Source organism: Nanhaiella sioensis, assembly GCF_046557775.1.
GTDB lineage: Bacteria > Bacillota > Bacilli > Bacillales > SM2101 > Nanhaiella > Nanhaiella sioensis.
This window is the reverse complement of the sequence record NZ_JBKAEG010000001.1, coordinates 323,109-348,665: the sequence shown is the minus strand read 5'-3', so window position 1 is coordinate 348,665 and position 25,557 is coordinate 323,109. Positions and strand designations below refer to the sequence as shown.

At 34.2% G+C, this 25,557-nt stretch carries 20 protein-coding genes; 13 read left to right on the top strand and 7 right to left on the bottom strand.

Going from position 1 to position 25,557, the window contains the following annotated elements; all coding sequences use genetic code 11:
* Nucleotides 1–24: 24 nt before the first annotated feature.
* Nucleotides 25–741 carry a lysophospholipid acyltransferase family protein gene (locus V1503_RS01580; RefSeq protein WP_410624291.1) on the top strand — a complete coding sequence of 239 codons (717 nt, stop codon included), beginning with the start codon at nucleotides 25–27 and terminating at the stop codon, nucleotides 739–741.
* Between the two features lie 510 nt (nucleotides 742–1,251).
* Nucleotides 1,252–1,902 (top strand): peroxiredoxin-like family protein, encoded by a 651-nt coding sequence (locus V1503_RS01575; protein WP_410629365.1) that lies wholly within the window; start codon nucleotides 1,252–1,254, stop codon nucleotides 1,900–1,902.
* Between the two features lie 279 nt (nucleotides 1,903–2,181).
* Here the strand turns inward: V1503_RS01575 and V1503_RS01570 are convergent, their stop codons facing one another.
* Entirely contained in the window at nucleotides 2,182–3,198 is a 1,017-nt protein-coding gene (locus V1503_RS01570) for an LCP family protein (protein WP_410624289.1), read from the bottom strand.
* A gap of 711 nt (nucleotides 3,199–3,909) precedes the next feature.
* Here V1503_RS01570 and V1503_RS01565 point away from each other — a divergent pair.
* The 9 genes from V1503_RS01565 (at nucleotide 3,910) to V1503_RS01525 (ending at nucleotide 15,117) form a co-directional block, all read left to right on the top strand.
* Nucleotides 3,910–4,923, top strand: coding sequence for a 2-oxoacid:acceptor oxidoreductase family protein (locus tag V1503_RS01565; protein WP_410624287.1), 1,014 nt, complete (start codon nucleotides 3,910–3,912; stop codon nucleotides 4,921–4,923).
* A gap of 5 nt (nucleotides 4,924–4,928) precedes the next feature.
* The gene (locus V1503_RS01560; protein WP_410629364.1) at nucleotides 4,929–7,217 is read left to right on the top strand and encodes a thiamine pyrophosphate-dependent enzyme; all 2,289 of its coding nucleotides are present in this window, start codon (nucleotides 4,929–4,931) and stop codon (nucleotides 7,215–7,217) included.
* Nucleotides 7,218–7,645: 428 nt separating this feature from the next.
* Complete coding sequence (locus tag V1503_RS01555) at nucleotides 7,646–9,835, top strand: PAS domain-containing sensor histidine kinase (RefSeq protein ID WP_410624285.1); 2,190 nt, start codon at nucleotides 7,646–7,648, stop codon at nucleotides 9,833–9,835.
* Nucleotides 9,836–10,176: 341 nt separating this feature from the next.
* Nucleotides 10,177–10,299: a hypothetical protein gene (locus V1503_RS01550; protein ID WP_320257477.1), complete on the top strand. Its 123-nt coding sequence runs from the start codon at nucleotides 10,177–10,179 to the stop codon at nucleotides 10,297–10,299.
* Between the two features lie 283 nt (nucleotides 10,300–10,582).
* Nucleotides 10,583–10,828, top strand: coding sequence for an aspartyl-phosphate phosphatase Spo0E family protein (locus tag V1503_RS01545; protein ID WP_214482108.1), 246 nt, complete (start codon nucleotides 10,583–10,585; stop codon nucleotides 10,826–10,828).
* A gap of 797 nt (nucleotides 10,829–11,625) precedes the next feature.
* Nucleotides 11,626–12,450: an electron transfer flavoprotein subunit beta/FixA family protein gene (locus tag V1503_RS01540; RefSeq protein WP_214482110.1), complete on the top strand. Its 825-nt coding sequence runs from the start codon at nucleotides 11,626–11,628 to the stop codon at nucleotides 12,448–12,450.
* A gap of 72 nt (nucleotides 12,451–12,522) precedes the next feature.
* On the top strand, nucleotides 12,523–13,548 hold the full coding sequence (locus V1503_RS01535) for an electron transfer flavoprotein subunit alpha/FixB family protein (RefSeq protein ID WP_410624282.1): 1,026 nt from the start codon (nucleotides 12,523–12,525) through the stop codon (nucleotides 13,546–13,548).
* Nucleotides 13,541–14,836, top strand: a complete 1,296-nt coding sequence (locus V1503_RS01530; protein ID WP_214482114.1) for an FAD-dependent oxidoreductase — start codon at nucleotides 13,541–13,543, stop codon at nucleotides 14,834–14,836. Before V1503_RS01535 ends, V1503_RS01530 begins: the two co-directional genes overlap by 8 nt.
* Entirely contained in the window at nucleotides 14,836–15,117 is a 282-nt protein-coding gene (locus V1503_RS01525; protein WP_214482118.1) for a ferredoxin family protein, read from the top strand. Before V1503_RS01530 ends, V1503_RS01525 begins: the two co-directional genes overlap by 1 nt.
* A 918-nt stretch (nucleotides 15,118–16,035) precedes the next feature.
* Here V1503_RS01525 and V1503_RS01520 read toward each other — a convergent pair.
* The gene (locus V1503_RS01520) at nucleotides 16,036–16,194 is read right to left on the bottom strand and encodes a hypothetical protein (protein WP_410624279.1); all 159 of its coding nucleotides are present in this window, start codon (nucleotides 16,192–16,194) and stop codon (nucleotides 16,036–16,038) included.
* Nucleotides 16,195–16,845: 651 nt separating this feature from the next.
* On the opposite strand from V1503_RS01520, the gene V1503_RS01515 reads away from it, so the two are divergent.
* Nucleotides 16,846–16,974 (top strand): hypothetical protein, encoded by a 129-nt coding sequence (locus V1503_RS01515; protein ID WP_284730446.1) that lies wholly within the window; start codon nucleotides 16,846–16,848, stop codon nucleotides 16,972–16,974.
* A 261-nt stretch (nucleotides 16,975–17,235) separates the two neighbouring features.
* On the opposite strand, the gene V1503_RS01510 is transcribed toward V1503_RS01515, so the two are convergent.
* From V1503_RS01510 to V1503_RS01490, 5 genes are all read right to left on the bottom strand, one after another.
* Entirely contained in the window at nucleotides 17,236–17,592 is a 357-nt protein-coding gene (locus tag V1503_RS01510; protein WP_320257473.1) for a hypothetical protein, read from the bottom strand.
* Between the two features lie 145 nt (nucleotides 17,593–17,737).
* The gene (locus V1503_RS01505; protein WP_410624277.1) at nucleotides 17,738–18,499 is read right to left on the bottom strand and encodes a DUF4931 domain-containing protein; all 762 of its coding nucleotides are present in this window, start codon (nucleotides 18,497–18,499) and stop codon (nucleotides 17,738–17,740) included.
* Nucleotides 18,500–18,555: 56 nt separating this feature from the next.
* A complete protein-coding gene (locus V1503_RS01500; RefSeq protein WP_410624275.1) occupies nucleotides 18,556–20,064 on the bottom strand; it encodes an ATP-binding protein in 1,509 nt (502 codons plus the stop codon).
* 130 nt (nucleotides 20,065–20,194) lie between these two features.
* The gene (locus V1503_RS01495) at nucleotides 20,195–21,406 is read right to left on the bottom strand and encodes an S-layer homology domain-containing protein (protein ID WP_410624273.1); all 1,212 of its coding nucleotides are present in this window, start codon (nucleotides 21,404–21,406) and stop codon (nucleotides 20,195–20,197) included.
* Nucleotides 21,407–21,748: 342 nt separating this feature from the next.
* The gene (locus V1503_RS01490) at nucleotides 21,749–23,323 is read right to left on the bottom strand and encodes a cation:proton antiporter (protein WP_320257469.1); all 1,575 of its coding nucleotides are present in this window, start codon (nucleotides 23,321–23,323) and stop codon (nucleotides 21,749–21,751) included.
* Between the two features lie 287 nt (nucleotides 23,324–23,610).
* Here V1503_RS01490 and V1503_RS01485 point away from each other — a divergent pair, with 287 nt between their 5' ends.
* Nucleotides 23,611–25,305 (top strand): M3 family oligoendopeptidase, encoded by a 1,695-nt coding sequence (locus V1503_RS01485; protein ID WP_320257468.1) that lies wholly within the window; start codon nucleotides 23,611–23,613, stop codon nucleotides 25,303–25,305.
* Nucleotides 25,306–25,557 lie beyond the last annotated feature (252 nt).

Genomic DNA, 25,557 nt, shown 5'->3' with positions numbered 1-25,557 from the left:
TTATGAGAACTGGATGGTGTCAACATGATTCGTACAATCGTATGGTTTATCTATTTTTGGCTACATTTACTATTTACTGTCCCCGCCTTACTAAAAGCGAGACAGCTAGATAAAAGAGAATTGCACTCAGAAAGAGACCAAATCGTTTTAAGAGAAACAAGACGGTGGTCTAGAACATTAGTCAATCTTACAAGCTCAACGATCAATGTGAAAGGTAAGGAAAACATTCCAGATCATCAGCCTGTTCTTTTCGTAAGTAATCACCAAGGGAATTTTGACATTCCTATTATATTAGGTTTTCTAGACAAAAAAATGGGGTTTATTTCTAAATTGGAAATTAAAAAATATCCTATTATTTCTCATTGGATGTTATTGATGAGATGTGTGTTTATGGATCGTAAGAATATTCGTCAATCAGTTAAGGCAATCAATTTAGGGATTAACAATTTAAAAGAAGGACATTCACTTGTTATTTTTCCTGAAGGAACTCGAAGCAAAGGAAATGCTATAGGTGAATTTAAACCAGGTAGCTTTAAGTTAGCGACTAAATCAGGCGTGCCAATTGTCCCAATTACGATCAATGGCTCATATAAAATCATGGAAGCTAACAAGAATATTCTTAAAGGAGCGAATGTTGAAGTAATTATTTCTAAACCTATTTCAAAAGAAGAGTACGATGGTATGACGATCAATGATCTTGCAACAAATGTACAAAATATTATTGAAAAAGAATTAGTTTGAGCCCATATTGTTACCAGATGCATCATATTTACATTAAAAGATATCTAGCCATAATAGAAGAGTCTGAAGATAAGAACAGGCTCTTTTGTTACTTTAGTGAAGTTGCATTACAAATATATTTCACTCCGTAAGTATGCTGAGCATCCATCCGATCGTTGAAAGCTGCTTGAAAGAATCAGTCCGAAAGCTTGTTTTTGCATTGATGGTTGTTATTCGTTTTAAGAAATAAACACGTACACAGCTAAAGCTCGTGAAACCTTTTCTACAACGATAACTAACAATGTAAACTACTTTTTTGGTACTAATTTGATAACAATAGCAACAAAGTTTGCGAAAAGAGCATTACGATATGAATTTAAAAAATATAAATTGTAAGCAAGCTTACAGAAAAAAATCGAAGGTGGATATAGAATAAAAAAATAGTGTTAGGAAAATCATATTGTTAGTTCTTTAGAAAGTCCTAACCTATTGATGATACTTGTTATCATTAAAGTGAATTTATTAAAAGGAGTGAGTATATTGACAACGTTGGCAGAACAACTAAAGGCATACAACGAAAATGCAGTAAAAAAAATGCCTGAAGAGGTTTTAAATAAAATGGTTCAGGCTACTACAGACCTTGCTCAATCAGATATTGCAAAAGGATTAGAAATTGGTGATCATGCTCCAGATTTTACTTTGTCTGACCCAACAGGAAAAGAACTTAATCTTTATGAGCAACTACAAAAGGGGCCGGTTATATTAACTTTTTATAGAGGTGAATGGTGTCCTTATTGCAATCTAGAACTTAGGGCATATCAGCAAGCATTACCGGAAATAAATGCTCTAGGTGCGCAATTGATTGCTATTAGTCCTCAAACACCAGATCATTCGTTGTCAATGAAGGAAAAAAATGAACTTGCATACCCAGTCCTAAGTGATGTGGGTTCTCACGTAATTAAGGAATATAATTTATTATTTGAATTACCAACATATTTAGTTGAAGTGTACAAAGGTTTCGGTATTAACTTAGAAGAATTTAACGATAGTGACTGGTCATTACCTGTTCCAGCAACATTTATAATCGATCAGAATGGGAAAATTAGATTAGCTTCTGTTAACCCTGATTATACGAAACGAATGGAACCATCAGAAGTAATTAACGAACTAAAGTCGTTATAATTTTTTAAGGGTCTAAGCTCTATTTGAGTTAGACCCTCTTATTTTGTTGTTTTTCATTGACTGAAATTCATCTTACTAAGAATTTAATAACTTATAAATTTAGCATTCGAGGTCTTTTCTACTTTGGCTATTTTCGCATTCCTCATTGCTAATTACGTTAAGCCCAAGTGTTCATGGTATCTTTTCTCATTATAAATATGGTCATTTTCATAAGTTCATTTGTTGTTGTCCTAAATTAGTCTCAATAACAACAAGTTTGTGAAAAGAGCTTATATTAAGTTAGTTATTATTTTGTACTTCATCATGTGAATGGTTGTCTGCAGTGTTAGTCTCTATATTTGTTGTTTCAATATTTAAGTGTGCTTTTAAATCCTGTCTTATTATTTCGAATGCATCATAATCAACGATATAGTCGTATTGTTCGTTTGAATAACCAGGCACTGTGTACGTTTCTATCGTTACATCTCCCGTCGCATAATCATAGAAGGATAACATTTCATCAAATGTCAAATTTGTAATAATATTATCTCCAATTGCGTCAATTACATTGCCGTATTTTGTTATAGAACCAAGTGATGCAGCTTTTTTCACTATAGCTTCTAAAATCAACTGTTGTCGTTTCCCTCTCTCCACATCGGTATCAATTTTCCTTGTTCTTGCTAAGGCGAGAGCTTCTTCTCCGTTTAGTGTTTGTAATCCTTTTTCAAGGTGGATAGCTTTTGAACGGTCTTGACTATCCTGCTCTGTAAATGTAACAGGTACATCAACTTCTATCCCGTTGAGGGAATCTACTATATCCATGAAAGAGTTGAAGTTAACAGTAGCATAATAATCAACAGGTATATCAAATAATTCTTCTACTGTTTGCACAGCGCCATCTGCTAAACCAAAATGATATGCGCTATTAATTCGATGCTTTTCTCCATCATAAAATTGTAAAGGAACATAAGAATCTCTAGGGATGTGCACAAGTTTAACTGATTTCTTGTTCTCGTTAAACGTAGCTAGTAACAATGCATCAGTTCGTGGTCCTTCACCTAATCTGTCTCCAATATTTCTAGTTTCACTGTCGTCAACGCCCATTAATAAGATAGAAATATTGTCTGATTTAGGATTCACCCCATCAGTACGTCTTTCTGATTGCTCACCTCTGTCAAGCTCTTTATGTGCTTTTTCAGCAGTTGTTTGTGCTTTATTAAATAGAACGGATGCGTATACCCCACCAGCTAATATGAGGAACAACAAAGGAATTGTCACGTATATGAGTAGTTTTCGATGTTTTTTATTTTTTAGCATTAGTTTCCTCCAAATTAATTCTACTATTCGTAAATAATAACATAAGCAAAAAACATAAAAGTTACAAGTAAGTAACAAAGAGAATACAAAATGCTAGTTTTTAATACAAAATCTGCATATAAGGAGCAATTTTCATTTTTTTCGCAGGTAGTTCTCTGATAACTTGTTGTTTTTCCTAGCTAATAAATAACCACGTATATAACTAGAAAACACAATATCATTTTCTATAAAACGTCATCTTTAAATCCTAGTTTAGGAATGGTAGCAACAAAGTTTACGAAAAGAGTCTATTCTCAAAGTTTCTTTCGTAAACTTTGTTGCTTTTTTCATTTATATTTGTGTGTATTATATAATTTATATTGCAAAACATGCCCCGAACTTTGTTACAAGCGTGTTTAGCTCTAATTACGAAAAGAAACAATAAATGCGAAAACAGCCTTTCACAATAAATAAGTTATCAAATTATATGAGATTTGCATGAAAAAAAATAAAAATTTTAGTGAAGAAATTCCAACTGTATTATTACAGAAAATAAACTGTTACATATTATGTTAGCGTTTACAAATATTTAAAATTCAGCAATTGCTTAAAAAGATAAAAATTGTATTACAAAAAATAAATAAATGTTTGACTTTTGTCACAGTCAAAAACCATATAAAAAACTACAATTAGATATAGGGGAATACATTAACAAAGATTAGGGGTGATGTAATGTCAATACTACCAAAGAAAAATGAACTTGGTTTTTATGAAATTAGATTAGAATCAATAGGAGGTCTTGGGGCTAATTTAGCTGGAAAAATGCTAGCAGAAGCAGGTGTGCTAGGGCTTGGATTGAACGGTTCCAACTTTTCCTCGTACGGCTCAGAAAAAAAAGGTTCGCCTGTAAAAGGATTCGTTCGTTTTTGTGATCCAGATACAGAAATTAGAGCACATAGTCCGATCGAACAGCCGCATGTCATCGGAGTTTTTCATGAAGCATTATATAAAATGGTCGATGTGGTCAGTGGATTGGCTTCGGATGGAATCGTATTAGTTAATTCAGTTCGAGAGTTTGATGCTGTTAAAGGTGATTTACAACTTAAATATGGAACATTGGCGATTGTTGATGCTCTTGGAATAGCAGTTGAAGAAAAAACAAAGGTCAATACTGCTATGCTTGGTGCATTGTTTAGAATATGCGATTTCTTAGATGCAGACGCTATGCGTGACGTTATTCGAAAGACATTTGAAAATAAATATCCACATTTAGTAGAACCGAATATTCGAACATTTAATCGTGGATATGCGCAAGTACAGTTTAAGACCTACGATGTCCCAGGCGAAGTAGTTGAAAAACAGTTTACTAGATTAGAAGCAAAACTAGGGTATGATACACAAACTTCCGGAGGAATAATTACCGCTAATGCAAATAGTATTTTTAAAGATCTAAGTGGTTCTCGACAAGGTTTCTTACCTCAATTTGACCAAGATAAATGTATAAATTGTGCTGCTTGTGATACAGTTTGTCCAGATTTTTGCTTTGTATGGGAAAAAGGTGAAGACAAACGTGGTCGAGTGCAAATGTTTCTTAAAGGAATTGATTATCAATATTGTAAGGGGTGCCTTAAATGTGTCGAAGCTTGTCCTACTTCTGCATTAGCAGATTTGAGAGAAGAGATTGGTTTCGCTGAAAAGAATCAAGTAAAGCATAAATTCCCATTAGTATCAGGAGGTGTTTTATAGTGGCAATGATTGAAGAAAAAGTAAATGAAGCTAATAGAGCTGAGCAAGTCGTCACGTTTGAATCAGGAAATGAAATGGCCGCAATGGCTGCTGCACAAATTAACTATCATATAATGGGGTATTTCCCAATAACGCCGTCAACAGAAGTTGCTCAATATTTAGATCAAATGAGATCAAGGGGAGAACATGACATCCAGCTAATACCTGCTGATGGTGAGCATGGTTCAGCAGGAATATGCTATGGGGCAGCTGTTGCTGGAGCCAGAGTTTTTAATGCAACGAGCGCCAATGGATTATTATATATGATTGAACAATTACCAGTACAATCTGGAACTCGTTTCCCTATGGTTATGAATCTCGTAACACGTTCTGTAAGTGGGCCGCTTGATATTAGAGGCGACCATTCTGACTTATATTATGCCTTAAACACAGGGTGGGTTATATTAACGGCTAGAAGTCCTCAGGCAGTGTACGACATGAATATGATCGCGCTGAAAATTGCCGAGCATGCTGATGTGAGGTTGCCTGTAATTGTTGCATATGATGGTTTCTTTACTTCTCACCAAAAAAGAAAGGTAGAGTATTTTAAAGATAGGAATGTTGTGCAAGAGTTTGTTGGAGAATGTCCTACTGATTATCCACGAGCAGTTGATTTACATAACCCAGTTACAATTGGTGCACATATGAATGGTGATGACTTAATAAATAATAACTACCAGCAATCAGAAGCGCTTTATAACTCATCAGAAGTATATAAACAAATTACTTGTGAGTATGCAAAGTTATCAGGGAGAGAATACCCTATACTAGATTTATATAAAATGGAAGATGCAGAAGTGGCATTATTTCTATTAAATTCTGCTGCTGAAACAGCAAAGGATACAGTGGATAAGCTTCGTAGTAAAGGTGTTAAAGCTGGGGTAATTAGTCCAAATATGATTCGGCCGTTTCCTACAGAAGAGGTTAAGCATGCATTGAGAGGTGTAAAAGCGCTTTTAGTAGGTGAACGAGCTGATTCTTACGGAGCTAATGGACCAAATATCACGCATGAGGTGAAATCAGCCCTCCAAGAAGATAGGGATAATGATACGATTGTACTGAGTCGTGTGTTTGGAGTTGGTGGGAAGGATTTTTTTGTTGACGATGCAGAGGCTTTCTTTAATGAGGCAATTTCTGCGGTAGAAAAAGGATATGCCGATAAAGTATTCGATTACTACGGACATATAAAAGGATATCCAGAAGACTCACTTAAGCAAGCGATAAAACCAATGCACGGTGAAACGTTTAAATCAGGACTCATTAAAGTAACTGAAGATGCAGAAACGAATAAATTAAAAGTTAAAATCCCACCATTAAGAGCATTAACTAGTAAGCCAAAACGTATAGCATCAGGGCATGGTGCATGTCCAGGTTGTGGGATTTTTTCTGGATTAGAGTTGTTCTTTAAAGGCATTGAAGGCGACATTGTTGTCTTATTTCAAACCGGTTGTGCGTATGTAGTAACTACGGCATACCCTTATAGCTCACATAAGCAAACAATGATTCATAATTTATTCCAAAATGGCCCAGCAACTCTATCAGGTACAGCAGAAGCCTTCTTCGAAATGAAAAGACGTGGAGAGATCGATGTTGCAGATGATTTAACATTCGTAATGGTTACAGGTGATGGAGGTATGGATATTGGAATGGGATCTGCAATAGGGACCGCTCTACGTAACCATAAAATAATTATGCTGGAATATGATAATGAAGGGTATATGAATACAGGATCACAAATGTCCTATTCAACACCTTTGGGTCATATGACGAGTACTACAGGTGTAGGTAAAATACAAAGTGGTAAAGCATTTCATCATAAGGATACCGCTCAAATAATGGCTGCTACTAATATTCCATATGTCTTCACTGGTACAGAAGCATTTCCGCAAGATTTGGTAAAAAAGGCTGCAAAAGCACAATGGTATGCACAAAATGTTGGCACAGTTTATGGGAAGATTTTAATCACATGTCCTCTAAATTGGAAGTCTGAGGATCGTTTCGGTCAGAAAATTATGGAAGCAGCTGTTCACTCTTGCTTTTTCCCGCTTTATGAAATTGAACGTGGAGAAACAACAATAACATATAATCCAGAAACGAAGAAAAAGCGAATTCCATTAACAGATTGGTTGAAATTTATGGGTAAAACTAAGCATCTATTAAAGGAAGAAAATAGTGAGATGCTTAGCGAGTTTGAAGATGAGGTAGAAAGAAGATGGCAACGTTTAAAAGCATTTAATGACAGTCCATATTTGTAAATAAACAAGAGACTAACTCACGAGAAGAGCATTGTTTGCTCGATATAGTCCATTGATGATATTGATTATATCGAGTGACTATACTTTAAGAGTTAGTCTTTTGTTTTGTTCTATAGTGAATAGGCAAAGAAGTGTAAGGTATAGTTAGTGATACAAAATATTTACATTAATACAAACTTTAACTATGATATAATATATTATATTAAAAATTCGACAATTTTGAATAATTCTACATTATTCAACATGATTGTTACTTGCCACATTTTGATTAAGCCCATAAACGGTGTATCCTACATAAGAAAAGCTCTATGCAGTATTATGCTACTACAATCTTTTTAAAGTAGGGAAGGGGCTAAGAAGCGTTTTTTCTTATGATTAAAAACGACTAATTGAGACAGTATTTGTTTTAAAGGGGAGGGTTAATGAACTTGAACGAAACAACTAATGATAACGAAGTTGAAAAGTTAAAAAAATACATATCACAGCTTGAAAAGAATAATAAGCAGCTTCAACAACAACTACTTGACATTCGTACATACTATAAGAAAGCAAATGAAGCTATCATTGTATTTGATAATAAAGGTAATTTTGTGAAAGTAAATGAGATGGCATGCGAAATGTTTGAACTTCCCGAAGAACAATTACTTACTAAGAACATGAGAGATTTTTTAACTGTTGTTCCAAAAGAAACTATGATTAAGAGGTTGACCATTTTTGAATCAAATAAGCACGTAACTAATGAATTTCCGATAAGATTGAATAATGGAACATTAAAATATATAGAATATGGAACAAACATAAATGTAATTGGAGATTATTGCGTTTCGCTATTTAGAGATGTCACAAAACGTAAAAAAATAGAGCAAGAACGTTCTATAAATGAACAAATGTTACTAGAATTGTTTGACCATACTGTAGATGGTATACTCATTTTCGACAAAGAAGGTCAATTTATTGACATGAATGAACCTATGAGAACATATTTAAATATAAGAGAAAGTCAAATACGTTCTTTTAATATTTTTCAATTTGTACATATGAATGATCAGCAATACATAAAAACTGTGCTAAAGAATCTTGTCATAAATCGTAGAAAGAAGGGTGTACTGCATGTTGTACTCCTTGATGGTAAAGAGATATACGTAGAATACTCAGTTGCAGCAAATGTAAATAGTGGATCTAGGATAGCGATCATACGTGATATCACTCAAAAACGAGATATGGAAATAGAGCTTGAAAAAAGTGAAGAAAGGTTCCGAGCGATTTTTGAGCACGCCCATGAAGCGATTATGTTGTATGATGACAGTTTTCAAATAAAAAAAGCAAACCATGCTGCAAGTCGTACTTTTGAATTACCTCTTGATATTCTTATTTCAAAAAAATTGTCCGATTTTGTTGACAATAAACATCCTAAAATGAAGGATTTATTGGAGAAATTCCGTGATAATATCGAGATTAGAGATGATTTAGTATTTTATATGCCTAATGGTGAGAAGAAATATCTTGAATTTACAACTAAGAAGGGAATTATAGATGGCTTAAACGTAGTTGTCTTCAGAAATATTAGTAAACGTATTGAGATTGAACATCAGCTTAGAGAAAGTGATCAGAGGTTTAGAAATACATTTAATTGGGCGTTGGATGGCATAGTTTTTTGGGATCATCAATTCAATATCGTTGATGTAAATCCAGCAGCATGTGACATATACGGTTTAAGTCAAGAAGAATTAACAAACTCGAATTTATCCGATTTTATTGATGACCTAGAATGTGAAAATGGAGGTTTAGTTAACTTTAACGAAGAAGGCGAATCAAAGGGTAGATTAAAGATAAGGGATAGTAGGAAACAACTTAAGTATCTTGAATTTGCTGCAAAGCAAAATGTTGTAGAAGGGCTTAATATCACAATTGTCAGAGACGTTTCTGAACGTATCGGTATGGAGGAGCATATTAGAAAATCAGACACACTTAGTGTTGTAGGTCAACTTGCTGCAGGAATTGCTCATGAAATTAGAAATCCAGTTACCGCATTAAAAGGTTTTATACAATTACTAGAAAGTAGTATTAAAGAAAATTATCAAATGTATTTTGATGTCATTACTTCTGAAATCAATCGTATAGAAACGATCATAACTGATTTTTTGATGTTGGCAAAACCTAAGCATGAATTATTTGTACATAAGGATGTATCAACAATTGTCAAAGAAACAATTGACTTATTATCAGCACAGGCATTGCTTCATAATATAGAATTTGTCACAGTTTTTAAAGATGGTTTACCTTTTATGTATTGTGAACCAAATCGACTGAAGCAAGTATTTATTAATATTATAAAAAATGGCATTGAAGTGATGAGTAACGGTGGAACGATTACTGTTAAAACGGAAATGAGAAACCAAACTGAACTGATGATTACAATTCGAGATGAAGGTAACGGCATGCCAAAAGAAATGTTATCAAGATTAGGTGAGCCATTTTTTACGACAAAAGAGTCTGGAACAGGTTTAGGACTGATGGTCAGTTATCAGATTATCGAAGAACACAAGGGCAGTATACATGTTGAAAGTGAGCAAGGACAGGGTACAACTTTCTATATTACATTACCAGTCGAGAAATGATCGACTCCAATTCGCATTCATTGTTATTTTATTTTGAACTTAGCATGTAAGTGCCTAAACTTTTATCTTTTGAGGATGACTTTAGCATATAAGCAACTGTAGATTCAATTAAAAGGATGTATAAGAGTTGTTTGTTGCTTTTTGTACTAAGAAGTAAATACGTATAAATCAAGCTTTCGAGGAATTTTTCTTATTTATAATAAAGTCAATTTTGCCTAATTTAATGACAATAGCTACATAGTTTACGAAATGAGCTTATTTTATTTAACATTTGTATATACCTTGTCATATAATTAACTAAAGTAAAAAATGTTGGTCTAGGTAAAAAGGGGGTTATATACATGAAAATCAAACAAAAAATTGGTTTTTATACACTACTTTGCTCAAAAATGAGTATCATATCAAAAGCGGAACAAGAAGAAATCATTACAAAAATAAATAACAACAAAAAAATTAAATATTGATAGATGCTATAAAGCAAAAAGCTAGGTGAATAATATAGGTTCACCTAGCTTTTTTGTTGTTAATATGCCATTTATTGAGCATAGAAATATAATCTTTATTAAGAGATTTTGTCTAATTTTGCGAATCTATTTACAAGAAAAGAATATTTTGTAATAATTCACAAGTACTCATTTTTTTTGTATGTTTAGAAAACGACATTTAGAGTGAAGCAGATCATTTCATACAATTTTGTGACAACTTCGTCTAAAGATCGCATTTGAGGGGAGAATGGTGGAGAAATTTATGAATAATCTTAATAGTCTTCAATTAAAGATTGATAAAAAAAGAAAAGAAATGTTAACGTTAGCTTCAGAAAGAAATTACTCAAGTGAAGAGGTTGTTAAGTGCAGTCAAGAATTGGATAAGTTAATTTATAAGTACCAACAACTAACGTTGAAGAAACAAGAGCGTCTATCTTATCAAGTATTTTTCTTTTGGGACAAGCCTATGAAGAAAGGTAAAGTGAAATCTGGAACTAAAACAGGGTGATTGCGTCTAGTTGAAGAAGATAAGATTGGATTTACTACTTTACAAACGGTAGAAAAATACTTAAAATAAGTTTATATAATATTAATTATTTTAATGTTTATAATAATTTAAATATTCACCAAACTCCAACTAATACAATAATAATTTCACCTCCTAATTTATATTTATATATGATGTATTGTGATGAACGTCACAGACTATCTTGCGAAGATTTGGTCAAATAAAGATTGAGATAACGCTTACATTATTCGACATCATATACAGCATGTTAGAGACTCTCCAAAGAAACTCACCTAGATAAAGTTAAAACCGCCGTAGAACACTCAATATTCTTATACCGATAAATAAAGCTTAATGGACACCTGAATAACCCTGTCAACAAGCAGAAACTATATGCCGTTTTCCTGTTTGACTAGAATTAGGTCTTTTATTTGGTTTTTTAAGGCTCTTTTCGTAAACTTTGTTCTATATTTTCCTACATTAGAACAGCTAATAGTGACTTTGAGGCTATGCTCATCGTATAACATAATGCCTCGAATACTATAGTACGTAAAAAAGCCTTTTTTATAGACATTATTGTGAAAATAATAACAAAATGTTTTGGAGCATTCGTTTGAGAAACGTCAGGTTGGTTAATCAGCAGCATTGTTGCTAATTGTTATTCATTACACTATGTCTCAAATATTATAGCAAGATTTAGACGTACAACTGAATGATGTAATAGAGCTTATTCAAAAAGTGCAATAGCTTTTCGAATGAACTCATTTATAAATTTTTTAGAGGAGTGAGGGTAACGAATGCACATCGTAGTTTGCGTTAAACAAGTACCAGACACAAAGATTATTAAAATTAATCCTAAAACCAATACGTTAGACCGCCGGAGTGCTCCCGCTATTTTGAACCCGTATGATGCTCATGCTGTTCAAGAAGCAGTCCGCTTAAAAAAGCTAGTAGGTGGGAAAATTACTGTATTATCAATGGGTCCACCACAAGCAGATGCCGTAATTAAAAAATGTATTGAAATTGGCGCAGATCAAGGATACTTAATCTCTGATCGGGCGTTTGCTGGAGCTGATACGTTAGCAACCAGCTATGCCTTGTCGAAAGCGCTAGAGAAAATTAAGAAAGAACAACCAATAGATTTGGTGTTATGTGGAAAGCATGCAATAGATGGTGATACAGGGCAAACAGGACCAGGAATAGCAAGAAGGTTAGATATACCTCCAATTACCAATGTCATTGAAGTGGTGGAAATTAATCAGCCAGAAAAAACGATGTTAGTTAAAAGGAAATTATCTAATGGATATGAACTTATTCAAACAACTATCCCATCACTCTTAACAGTTGAAAAAGAAATAAATGACATTGAATATGCACCATTACCTAACATGATAATGGCTGCGCGTTATTCTCCTATAGTTTGGACTGTTAATGATCTTGAAAATGTAGATCGAAAGCAGCTAGGGCTAAAAGGTTCTCCGACGATAGTTGGCAAAATGTTTACCCCGCCTAAGCCAGAAGGTGGGAAAATAATTGAAGGAACAGTCGATGAACAAGTCAATCAAATTATTAATCTACTCTTGGAAAAGAAAGAGTTATTTGAAGAAAAAGTTGAAGGCTGAAGAAAGCTGCTTGAACTATGAGATAACCTCTAATAACGACTACTTTTCAAAGAATGAATAGGGGGAAGCTATATGGAAGAAAACAGAGGTGTTTGGGTTTTTATAGAGCAAAATGATGGAAAAATAGAAGGAGTTTCATTAGAACTGCTAGGAGCAGGTAGAAAGCTAGCAGATAAACTAGATGTTTCTTTGGCAGGAATTATACTCGGAGATGGTGTGAAGGAGCAGAGCTCAGATATATTTGCATTTGGTGCAGATGAGGTTTATGTCATTGATGATCCGATTTTGAAAGATTATCGTACTGAAACTTACATGGCAGGGGTTGTGAAAGTTAGTGAGAAATATAAACCAGAGATTTTTTTATATGGTGCAACTCCGAATGGGAAGGACCTTGCAAGTGCTGTAGCAACAGATTTAAGTACTGGGTTAACGGCAGACACAACGATGCTAGACGTAAATGTCGAAAAGCGATTATTAGAAGCTAGTCGTCCAGCTTTTGGTGGAAATATTATGGCAACGATTTTGTGTAAGAAGCATCGACCACAAATGGCTACTGTGCGTCCGAAGGTAATGAAAGCGCTATTACCAGATTACGGTCGTACAGGTAACATGATCGAAGAAACAATTGATTTACAGGAAGATCAATTGCGTACTAAGGTATTGCAAATAGTGAAAGATGTTGACAAGAAGGCAGCACTAGCTGAAGCGCATGTTATTGTAGCTGGTGGGAAAGGTTTGGGTGATGAGAAAGGGTTTCAACTCATTCATGAATTAGCAGATGTCATTGGGGGAACAGTTGGGGGTACTCGTGATGTAGTAGAAGCTGGATGGCTACCACACGAAAATCAAGTTGGACAGACTGGAGAAACAGTAACTCCTAAAATATATTTTGCTATAGGAATATCAGGTGCAATTCAACATGTTGTTGGAATGAAAAATTCTGAATATATCATTGCCATTAATAAGGATGAAAACGCACCTATATTTGATGTGTCAACATATGGAATTGTAGGAGATGCGCTTGAAATCGTTCCAAAACTAATCGAACAATTCAAGAAGGTACGTACTCAGAAGGACGGTGAAGTTAGCTATGTCTGAAAAATTTGATGTTATAGTCGTAGGAGCAGGACCAGCAGGTACTTCTTGTGCATATACTTGTGCAAAAAATGGTTTAAATGTACTTCTTATTGAACGTGGAGAATACCCTGGCAGTAAAAACGTCATGGGTGGCGTGTTATATAGAAAGCAAATGGAAGAGATCATTCCAGAGTTTTGGAAAGAGGCTCCTTTAGAAAGGCCGGTTATTGAACAACGCTTTTGGATGATGGATAAAGAATCCATGGTTTCCTTTGGGTATAAGGGTCTTGAATGGGGAAAAGAGCCTTATAATAACTTTACGGTTTTACGCGCTAAATTTGATCAATGGTTTGCTCAAAAAGCAGTAGAAGCTGGAGCGCTATTAATTAATGAAACCGTTGTGAAAGAATGTATCGTAGAAAATGGTAAAGTTATCGGTGTAAGGACTGATCGACCGGATGGAGATGTATACGCAGATGTTGTTGTTTTAGCCGACGGAGTTAATTCTTTATTAGGAAAACAATTAGGATTTCATAAAGAATTTAAGCCTGATGAGGTAGCGTTAACCGTCATGGAGGTGATTAACCTGCCGAAGGCTAAAATTAATGAAAGATTTAATCTCGAAGATAATCAAGGCTGTACAGTTGAAATCTTTGGAGACTCAACTAAAGGAAATTTAGGTACAGCCTTTTTGTATACAAATAAAGATAGTCTAAATTTAGGGGTAGGGACTACACTATCGAGTATGATTAAAGCAAAGATGAAGCCATATGATTTACTCGATTATGTAAAGTCACATCCGATGGTCAAACCTTATGTTGATGGCGGAGAATCGGTAGAATATTTGGCGCATCTTATTCCTGAGGGCGGATATCATTCTATACCAAAAATCGTTGGTGACGGTGTTCTCGTTGCGGGTGATGCAGCACAATTCGTAAATGCAATTCATCGAGAGGGATCAAATATGGCAATGTCATCTGGACGACTTGCAGCAGAAGCGATTCTGTACGCAAAAGAAAGAGATAGCTACTCTGAAGCTACATTGAATGTGTATCGTGAGAATATTTATAACAGTTTTATTGGAAAAGATTTAAAGAAATATAAAGATGCAACTCATACATTCGAAAATAATCCACAATATTTCAAGGAATATTTACCAATGATGAATAAAGCTGCAAGTAAGTTTTTCACAGTTGATGGAACACCTAAGAAGGATAAACAAAAGGAAATTATTCGAACAATTAGAGGTGAAAAAGGTACATTTAAACTCATGTCTGATATGTATCGTGCGTGGAAGGCGGTGAAATAATGTCAAATACAATAGAAGATAAACAGTATTTAGTACGGTTTAAAGCAGATACAGAGTCCCACTTAACAGTATTAGACCACGATGTATGTATCGAAAAGTGTCCAGATAAGTTGTGTACCGTATTCTGTCCAGCGGAAGTTTACAAATGGGAGGATATACGGATGCATGTAGGGTACGAAGGTTGTCATGAATGTGGAAGTTGCCGTATTGGTTGCCCATACCAAAATATCAAATGGGAATATCCTAAAGGTGGGCACGGTGTAGTATTTAGACTAGCATAATAAGTGAAAAATGATCGTTCGTGATTATGATAGTGACCATGTTTGTGACCATGGAAAGTATACTTCGTAACTTGCGATATGATTACAAATTAAGTCGGCTTAGTGCCGGCTTTTTACATACTCCTATAATCGTCGTTATCAATTATATTTGGGATCGATGGATTGACATTATAAACAAGGTATTAAAGGATTAGTAGGGGAAAATTCAGATCATTGATGTTATGTTAATACTGTTCGACAAAGAAGTTAACGAACCGGGAATCAATACGCTAGGTACTTCACTTGACAATGGTGGAAGGCAATTCGAATAGTGGCGTCTAGACAGGTGTGTACAAGACGGCAAGTGGTTACAATTTTGATTGGACATTGCCGAATAAGAGTTAGGAGCGCGGGGGATACTACGTTAGATAGCTGTTAAACCTATTCTTTTCAAGTCCTCTGAGAAATCCCCGTTCTTTATTGGGCGGGGCAATTTTTTTTATTCAACTTTATGTCAAGCGGTTCATTACCGAACGCTTTAGCATTGAACTCAACGTTTGCAGAGCCGATTGGGTTGACATTCGTTATATTCATATTAAAATTACCACTAAAATCGGTTTATCGAGCCAAGTACCCCATTCTGTTACCTTCAGAAGATTTATACTCCCTAGTAGTACAGACTTCCCAATAATATATTTGCCGACGCTGAAAGACGTCACGATTTCAGTCGGGTAAGTATCATGGATTTTTATACCAATAGCGGACACTTGAGTTTCTAAAGTAACGTCTGATTCAAGGGTTTCTATCAGACTTGATTCCACCGGGTTAACTTTCCAATAATTTCGTCAAACTCAACACTGATCTTGATAACTGCGCCCAATATAATACCGAACCAACCTATCACTTTTATAAAGTCCCTCCTCAATATCCTCGCCAACTTCATACATACCGAATCAATAAATTTACGTTATCTTTTTCGGCTTGCTCTTCGACTGCTTCCTCAGTTATCTCTTTTCTTGCTTTTTCAGTCGCAATCTCAACCCTAACTTCAGTAGGATTATCAGTTGCTACTTTCGCTTCATCCTTGGTTCGTAACATGGGCGAGTTTTTCCTCGGCATTATTTGCGACATCGGTAGGTAATCACTCTACTGAAACGGTAGCAATAACGGAATAGGTCTTAGTATCGATAAATAAAACTGTTCCATTAGGAGTATTGTTTACAGTTTGCAAGTAGCATTTAGTAACTTGACATCTTTTTTCGTATAGGTCAGTGTAAGTAATTTTAGTCGAGAGGTTTTAAAAGCCCGGTTGTTAAATGTCCCTGGGAAACTGTTAGTTTAAGTCAGGGGGAGTATATTTGCCGAAAATCTATATTGTATTTGTCGCCCACCTTAAAACTTATCGCAATAAATTATTAACGTGGGATGATATAATAGGACATTTAAACTAATCGAAAGTTAACTGTGAAGAATTCAGTTAATTATAAGTCAAAGGTAATAGTGAATGAAAAAGAATAATAAAATAGTAAATTAAGATAGGATGAAATACTCTGAAAAACAAGATGAGAATTACGATAATTAATATAGGAGGGCATGAAAGGTATACAAAATCTGTTCAAAGAAATTGTTATGCCAGGGAAACTTTATGCAACTAGGATAAAGAGTGGAATAGTATTGAAAAAATGTTAACTAATATATTACTGTATAATTTGAATTTGTAATGTTTGGATAGAAGGAAGGAGTAATCATATGAATGACGTAAATATAGATATAATGTTGCTTTGTGATGGTGATCGTCGAGCAAAAGAAGAAATACATTCTGATGTAGAGCTGACGGTTGGAGATTGTTTGGAAATTATTTCTGATTTGAGAGATTGAATAGGACATTGGTGGTAAGGTATATTTAGTAAGTTTACTACAATTACAAACGATAGGGAATTAATACTATCTTTTCCGATCCTCCGCAAAAAAACCCCGTTCGTAAAGAACGGGGTAAATTGTTTTATATGAGTTGTTTATCCTAATTCGATAAACAACAATCAATTCGTAAACATCCACTTGTTAAGAAGTGAATAAGGTATGTAAATCAGTTATGTGTTAGTTTTCACATAATTGAATAAAAAGAGTAAAGCATATAAATTAACCGACTTGTTTGTTTGAGTAGTTAATTAAAAGGCAATCAGATTTTATATGTGTTTCTAGCTCTTTAGCTAACTCAAAAGCCTTATGCATGGAATGAATAGATTTGATAAGAACCTGAGGATTTCGGTAATGAAACATTCCATCAACGTATGCAGGGAACACTATAACTTTCCATATATATATTTCTGAATTGTTGTCTATAGGTTCACCTTCTAAAGCTATTAGCCAATGAGTAGCCATATTCGTATGATCTACATGTTCTTTAATTTGTTCCACAAATTTACTACGATCACTCTCGCCCATACAAATACATGATTTTTGATAAAACTCTCGATAATTAGGATGTGTATTCATTTCGCCACTCCTTTCTATCTAAAAAGAATCTACATGATTAAAAGGCTGTGACTATATTATATGACAAAAAATACAATTTTCATATCATATTTTTTAAATTTTCAGAAAAAGTTCACATTTATTATTATTTTGTAACTTAAGCAAGTCATTTAAAGTACTTTTCTTGTATATTCTTTGCAATTCTTGAAGTTTGATTTGAGACTTGTGGAATTGAATATCCAACAAACAACGGTGATGTAGTAAACCGTGGAATGACTTTAGCGTAAATCTCATTTTCTACATAATAGAAAAAAAGATTATAACTATTACAGTTTTTGTGAAAATGATTTAATACATAATGGGTTGCAATTTGGATATAATCAGCCATCAGTAAATGTTTCTCAAAAGATGGTAGCTTGATATTTAATTCAACAAAGCCCATTCGGGGAAAGGATGAAATGTTGAACAAAACACCATCTTTTGAAGCAATATGAATGCCTTCGAAATCCCTTATTGAAACATTTTGTGAGTAATCAACATAATTAAGGCCTACAATTTGCATATGTGGGTGTCTTAACGATCCACCCGAATATGGGCCATGGTTTTTAAAAAATATAACTGACTGGTATTCATTTGTGTTCATTAATTTTATCCAATGCTTTAAGCTAAAGGATAAGAGTCCATACAAATGATCCTTTGAATAAGTCGAAAGTTCTGAGTGACAATCATCAGTTTCAATTATTACAGTTTGATATGCGTCTTTTAGAACTGGATATTTATTCTTTAGTAGAATGATTGCTCCGTCTTCGTCTATAATATTTTCCAAGCTATCACGATCACAGAATGGACATGATGCATTTTTATTTATTATATTTTCTGGTTTATTTGCACCTATAAGCATATTGAATTCTAGGTGTGTATTAGACACAACAATTTCACCTACTTTCTTTCTTTTGAGATTCTGCTAGGTTATAGCAAGAATAGCTATTTCTTAGATGTACATAATGGGAATAAAATCTCAACGGTTGTTCCTTTGTTTTCAATACTATGAATCTTTATATGTCCGTTATACATATTAACGATCCTTTTACATACGACAAGGCCAAGACCAGTGCCTTTATCCTTCATTGTAAAAAATGGTGTGAATACTTTCGATAATACCTCTTCCGTCATACCTTTTCCATTATCTGTGATCTCAAGTCTGCAAAATTTATCTCTTGTACATAATTGTATCTTAATTTGTCCATCATTCTTTATCGATTCAAGAGCATTTTTTGTTAGATTTAATATGACTTGTTTAATATGATCTTTTGAAAGGCGAACATAAACTTTATGTGTTGGCGTAATAACATCTAACTCTACATTATATAAATTTGCTTCTGAGCGCAGAATAGGGTCAAGTTCATCTAAGATATCTACTAGGCAATACTTTTCGTTTTTTTGAATGGTAGGTTTACCAAGAACTAAAAATTCACTTGAAATTTCATTAATTCTATTAATTTCTGTTTGGATAACGGAGAAATAATATTGATCTTCTTGGTTTTTATATTTTTCACTTAACAGTTGAATGAGCCCTTTTATCCCAGTTAAAGGGTTGCGAATCTCATGTGCAGTACTTGCTGCTAATGCTCCCACTAACTCAAGCTTTTGTGCATCATTCTGTAGGCGTTCAACTTTGGCTTTTCTTTTAAGTAAAACATATTCTCCAAATAAAAAAAGGATATTAGTAAAAAAGAACGTAAGCCCTATAATTAACAAACTTGTTTGAATGAGCTCTTTTTTCTCCAAAGCTAGAGGTTGAGCTTCTATTACCCAAGGTACTTCATTAAATTGTTCCTTAATTGGGAAAGGTTCGTTAATATTTTTAGCTTGCTTCGTTCCAAATAAAAATGGCTGATTGGAATCAGAAACTTTAATAATCATATTCGGGGTTAACTGATTCATGACATTTTCCATATAATTAAGGCGTAAACTCGCTAATAAATAACCTTTTATTTCATCGTTATTTTGAGTAATAGGTGTGATAACTACTATGACTTCATCACCACTAACTCTACTAAAAAGGGATTTTGAGATTGTTGTTTTTTTAGTTTTTTGTGCCTCTAGAAAATACTCTCGATCGTAGATTGGAACATTCTCAAGCATAGCAGTCGAACCTACTGTGATAACTCCACTTTTATTCACAAAATACAATCCATCAAATCGAGGATCTTTTTGTTGTGTATTTTGTAAAATTTGAGTTAAATTACTTTCGCTCTCATCTAATATGTTATAGACTAATGCAAGCGTTTCTAGACTAACTTTTGCCTCACCGATAAAACTGTCTATATGATTTTCATGAAATTTGACAATCTCTTTCGTTTCATCATACAAATCTTTTTTTAAATCATCTACAACATAGTTAATTACTACCGTAATAATTAATATTGATGGAATGATTACTAATAAAATGTAAAAAGAAATGTGTTTATATAATCCATGTTTTTTCTTCAAGATATACCTGCTCCTTGTTATAAACATACGTATAGTATTATATCAAATCTTAAAGAAAAAGCTATAAAATGGAATAATAAAGTGGGTGGAAACATTTTTGTTTCCACCCACATGTATTTTCATCCTCATCCTAGACGTTTTCCTCATTATCAGGATTACCAGGCTCGTCGTCAATAATACCCTCATCATCGGGATTGCCAGCCTCATCGTCAACAATACCCTCATCATCAGGATTGCCAGCCTCGTCGTCGACAATACCCTCATCATCAGGATTGCCAGCCTCGTCGTCGACAATACCCTCATCATCAGGATTGCCAGTCTCATCATCGACGTTACCTTCATCATCAGGATTGCCAGTCTCGTCATCGACGTTACCTTCATCATCAGGATTGCCAGCCTCGTCATCGATATTACCTTCATCATCAGGGTTACCAGTCTCGTCGTCGACAATACCCTCATCGTCTGGATTAGCTTCACCAATCGTATCATCATCTACATCTTCATCTAATTGAAAAGTTCTGAACAAAAATAGAGCGAATTGTGAACGTTTTACTTCGGAATGTGGTGAAAATGTTGATTCAGTCGTTCCTTTGGTTATACCGTTATTGAATAAAATTCCAATCATATCATCGTGACCACTATCTGTTATATCTGTAAATGGTGTTGTTTTATCTCCTTCTAAATCAAATGCTCTAACCAAAACAGTAGCGGCTTGACCCCGTGTGAAAGTAGCAGTTGGATTAAAATTCTCCGCCTTTATGAATAATCCAGCTTCAACGGCAGCTGCAATTTCTTTGTAATACAAATCATCAGGGGTTACATCTTCAAACCCTGGGTCCTCAACATCAGTTGTGTCCAAATCCATCATTCTAACAAACATTACTGCTGCATGCTGCCTTGAAATATCTTCCCAAGGTTGGAATGTGCCATCTTCATATCCTGTGATGACACCCATATCTACTAAATCGTTAATAGCTGAAACAGTTTCTTCATCCATGTTTTCGAGAGAAACATCTGAAAAATCACTTTCAAGTGCCTCTTCAGTCACTTCTTCTGCTTCAGCTGCTTCAGCTTGATTTCCTCCTCCAATTATACCTAGGGCTGGGCTAACTGCAAAAGATGTAACTAGCATTGAGCCAACAACGACTTTAACAGTAGCTTTTTTTAGGTTTGGAAATCTCTTTTTGACATAGTTCTGTACACTTTCTTCTAAATCATTTTTATCATCATTTTGTTTTGAATCAAATTCTGTTGCAAATTCTGTTTGGTTCTCATTTACATAAACTGTAATTGTTGTGTTGTTTTCATGTGTTTCAACTTCATGTCGTAAGATTTGTACCATAAAAAAATCACCTCGTATTGGAGTTAAATAACTACTAAATAGTTTGTAATACGAGGTGATTTTTATACACAATGATAATTAGTTTTTATGATTAGCTCTTTTCATAAACTTTGTTGCTATAGTTCCTAAAATAGAAGATATAAATGTCATTTTATTCAACAGTCATCTTTTTATAGAAGAGAAGACATTTCTAAGCCTAGTTGTGTGTATATTTTTAGTTCGAAAAACAATAATCTATTCGAAAACAGCCTTATACTTATAGCTGCATTTTTTACAACAGCTTTGCATTACTGTGATGTGATTTATATTTATGTTTATCGAGCAAAGTTTTATAGAGCTGTGTTATTTTTCTTCTAGCTTGACCAGTTCGTTTGTAATCGTTTCTTGTACTGCTGTCTTAATCTCGGCTGAAATAATGTCTTCTTTTTCAAGTCTACTAATGGCTTCATGCTCCACATATAGAATGTGTTTTTTTAAAGCTGCCATTTGGTTTTCCTTTAATTCAGGGTGTTCCTTAAATAATTGGTTAAGGTCGTTCTGTATATTTTCTATATGTGCGTCATAAGTAGCTAATAACTCCTTGTAAACTAGATGAGGGATATATAGTTTAGATTTAACATTATATAGCTCATCCTTTGATGCTTGATATCGGTATAGTTGAGCTAAATATCTTTCATAATCATCAGAACCTTTTCTAGTAGAAATAACGCCTAGTTTTTTTATAAGAGGCTTTATTGTTAAACCTTGGAATACAAGGGAAAATAGTACAACACTGAATGCTAGAATTAAGATATCTTCTCGTCCCGTAAAGTCACGCGGTAAGCTTAATACGAGTGCAATGGATAGCGACCCTTTTAACCCTCCCCAATTCAACACATGTTTCCAATTTAATGGGAAATTTTTGACGATTGACAAGCTAGTATAGACCGCAATGCTTCGACCGATTAATACGATGAGCAACGCTAATCCAATCATGCCCCATTTGTCAGTTAGGTCTATTCTTGTTATTTCTAATCCAACCATTAAAAAGACAAGTGAATTGGCAAGTAATGCAGCTACGTCCCAAAAATTATTGATATTTAGTTTTGTAGTTGGGCTCATCCCAATTTTTGATCCATAATTACCGAAGATAAGTGAAGCTACAACTACTGCGATAACTCCTGAAGCATGTACGCTTTCGGCTAATAAAAACGATCCGTAAAATAAAATAATACTAAAAATAATTTCGAGGGGATAATCATCAAAATATTTAGTTAATAGAGAGAATGCATATCCTAATGAACCACCAATAATGAGTCCTAGTGAGATTACCTTTACAAATTCCCAAGCACCTAGGCCAGCGCCTACCCAACCTTGATCAATATAAGAGAGTAAATAAAATGCAGAAATATTAAATAGAACAACTGCTAAGCCATCATTAAAAAGAGACTCACCCTCAATTACAGTAGCAAGGCGTTTTTTAACACCAACACTTTTAAATATTGATAATACACTTACAGGGTCTGTAGCACTCATTAATGCGGCGAATACGAAGGCTGCAGGTATAGATAAATTTAACAGGTAATGGGATGAAAAACCAATGATAAGGAAAGATAAAAAGGTTCCGCCAAATGCTAATGCAATAATTGGCTTTTTATTTTCCAACAAATGTGTATATGGGAGTTTAAGTGCAGCTTCCCCTAATAAAGCAGGTAGAAACAGTGTAATGATAACAAAGTTGAACACTTCTCCTTCGGTAATAAACTCCTTCAATGGTTCAAGTACAGGGATATTTACTAACCCAATAATAGTTCCTACAATAACAAGCGCAATTGGATATGGTTGCTTAAACTTCTTTGCTATTGCAGTTATTCCTGCCGCAAGCATGATTAAAATCATGCCAAGTTCAAAAATGTGGTGCAAGTCTAATTCGTGCATTTTTTTATCCTCCTTAAAATAAACAACGTTTACAATAATTGCAACTTTCTTAATTATTCGTTCTTATCCTATCATACTTAGTTAGAAAAAATCACAAAGATTAACATTATTTTCATATGAGCTCAATTAATCGGGTTAATAAAGAAGGCTTTTATATTTTGCATCATAATCGTAATTTCCTTACTCTGGGTATTAAATTGATATTTTTCGAATATTGTTTAGAAGGACTTTCATAAACAATGTAGAATAGTAGAAGTGGTTCAAAATAAAAATAAGGTGGGGAAAATATGAAATTTGAAACTTATACATACGAACGCCCAAATATGAAAGAAATTGAAGCCCAATATCATTTGGCTATTAACAAATTCAAAAATGCTAGTAATGTAGATGAGCAAGAACTAGCGATGAACGACATAAACAATATTCGTAATGATGTGAGTTCAATGTTTAACCTTTGTTATATCCGTCATAGCATCGATACAGAGGACGAATTTTACAAGCAGGAACAGGATTATTTAGATGAAGTTCAACCTTTGCTTCAAGGGTTAATATCGGATTATTACAAAGAACTTGTCAATTCCAAGTTTAGAGTTGAGCTAGAGGAGAAGTGGGGTAAGCAATTATTTGCCTTAGCTGATGCTGAATTAAAAACATTTTCACCTGAAGTAGTAGAAGATTTACAATTAGAAAATAAATTATCCACAGAATATACAAAGTTGATAGCTTCTGCAAAAATTATGTTTGAAGGAGAAGAGCGTACACTTGCTCAGCTAGGTCCATTTGCTGAATCCACTGATCGAGAAATGAGAAAAAAGGCAAACGAAGCACGGTTTGGCTTCTACAAAGAGCATGCTGAACAACTGGATGATATATTCGATAAGCTAGTTAAAGTACGTACAGAAATTGCCGTAAAACTCGGATATAAAAATTTTGTTGAGTTAGGGTACTATCGAATGACAAGAACTGACTATAATGCAGATATGGTTAAAAATTTCCGAGACCAAGTGAAGGAATATATTGTTCCATTAGCTACTAAATTACGGGAACGTCAACAAGAGCGCATTGGGGTCGATGCTTTAAAATATTACGATGAAGGCTTTCAATATAAAACTGGTAACGCAACACCAAAAGGAAGTCCAGAATGGATTATAAATAACGGTAAGAAAATGTATGAAGAATTATCTCCTGAAACAAACGAGTTTTTCAACTATATGATTGATAATAATTTAATGGATCTCGTGGCTAAAAAGGGTAAAGCAAGTGGTGGGTATTGCTCCTATATAGAAAACCATAAGTCGCCATTTATCTTTTCAAATTTTAATGGTACTTCAGGCGATATTGATGTACTAACACATGAAGCGGGGCATGCTTTTCAGGTGTATGAGTCTAGAAATTATGAGATCCCAGAATATAATTGGCCTACTTTTGAAGCTTGTGAAATACACTCAATGAGTATGGAATTCTTCACTTGGCCATGGATGGAGCTATTTTTCGAAGGAGATACGGAAAAGTATAAATTCTCTCATTTAAGTGAATCGTTATTATTTCTTCCTTATGGAGTTGCAGTTGATGAATTCCAACATTTTATTTATGAAAATCCAGAAGCTACACCGAAAGAAAGGAAGTTGGCTTGGAGAGACTTAGAGAAAAAATATTTACCACATCGAGATTATGATGGAAATGAATATTTAGAACAGGGTGGTTTTTGGCAACGTCAAAGTCACATTTATCAAACTCCGTTTTATTATATTGATTATACGCTTGCGCAAATTTGTTCTTTCCAATTTTGGAAAAGGTCAAGAGAGGATCAGCAATCTGCTTGGAATGATTATGTTCATCTTTGCAAACAGGGAGGAAGTCAATCATTTACAAATCTTGTAAAAGTTGCGAATTTAACATCTCCTTTCGAAGAGGGCTGTGTCCAATCAGTTGTAGGTGAAATTGATGCATGGTTAAGTGGAGTAGAAGATAAAAAGTTGTAATCGTTGTAATGTGTTTAGAGGCTGTTGATCTATACAACAGCCTCTTTTACAATGGTTGATTTTGTTTATCGTACTTAGAGATAAACGAGTATACTAACTAGTGCTTGTGGCATCATTTCTTCTCTTTAACAGTTCGCATATAACCTCAACTTGTTGTTATAATTAACATTAACAAGAAACTTCCAGAAGAAAAAATTCAAGTCTTTGGTGTCATTTTTTAAATCATAACAATATGAATATTAGTGAAGTCAA

Coding starts and splice junctions, on each gene's coding strand:
- V1503_RS01580 (WP_410624291.1), top strand. CDS start 25: ATGATTCGTACAATCGTATGGTTTATCTATTTTTGGCTACATTTACTA.
- V1503_RS01570 (WP_410624289.1), bottom strand. CDS start 3,198: ATGCTAAAAAATAAAAAACATCGAAAACTACTCATATACGTGACAATT.
- V1503_RS01565 (WP_410624287.1), top strand. CDS start 3,910: ATGTCAATACTACCAAAGAAAAATGAACTTGGTTTTTATGAAATTAGA.
- V1503_RS01560 (WP_410629364.1), top strand. CDS start 4,929: ATGATTGAAGAAAAAGTAAATGAAGCTAATAGAGCTGAGCAAGTCGTC.
- V1503_RS01550 (WP_320257477.1), top strand. CDS start 10,177: ATGAAAATCAAACAAAAAATTGGTTTTTATACACTACTTTGCTCAAAA.
- V1503_RS01545 (WP_214482108.1), top strand. CDS start 10,583: ATGAATAATCTTAATAGTCTTCAATTAAAGATTGATAAAAAAAGAAAA.
- V1503_RS01540 (WP_214482110.1), top strand. CDS start 11,626: ATGCACATCGTAGTTTGCGTTAAACAAGTACCAGACACAAAGATTATT.
- V1503_RS01535 (WP_410624282.1), top strand. CDS start 12,523: ATGGAAGAAAACAGAGGTGTTTGGGTTTTTATAGAGCAAAATGATGGA.
- V1503_RS01530 (WP_214482114.1), top strand. CDS start 13,541: ATGTCTGAAAAATTTGATGTTATAGTCGTAGGAGCAGGACCAGCAGGT.
- V1503_RS01525 (WP_214482118.1), top strand. CDS start 14,836: ATGTCAAATACAATAGAAGATAAACAGTATTTAGTACGGTTTAAAGCA.
- V1503_RS01520 (WP_410624279.1), bottom strand. CDS start 16,194: ATGTTACGAACCAAGGATGAAGCGAAAGTAGCAACTGATAATCCTACT.
- V1503_RS01515 (WP_284730446.1), top strand. CDS start 16,846: ATGAATGACGTAAATATAGATATAATGTTGCTTTGTGATGGTGATCGT.
- V1503_RS01510 (WP_320257473.1), bottom strand. CDS start 17,592: ATGAATACACATCCTAATTATCGAGAGTTTTATCAAAAATCATGTATT.
- V1503_RS01495 (WP_410624273.1), bottom strand. CDS start 21,406: ATGGTACAAATCTTACGACATGAAGTTGAAACACATGAAAACAACACA.
- V1503_RS01490 (WP_320257469.1), bottom strand. CDS start 23,323: ATGCACGAATTAGACTTGCACCACATTTTTGAACTTGGCATGATTTTA.
- V1503_RS01485 (WP_320257468.1), top strand. CDS start 23,611: ATGAAATTTGAAACTTATACATACGAACGCCCAAATATGAAAGAAATT.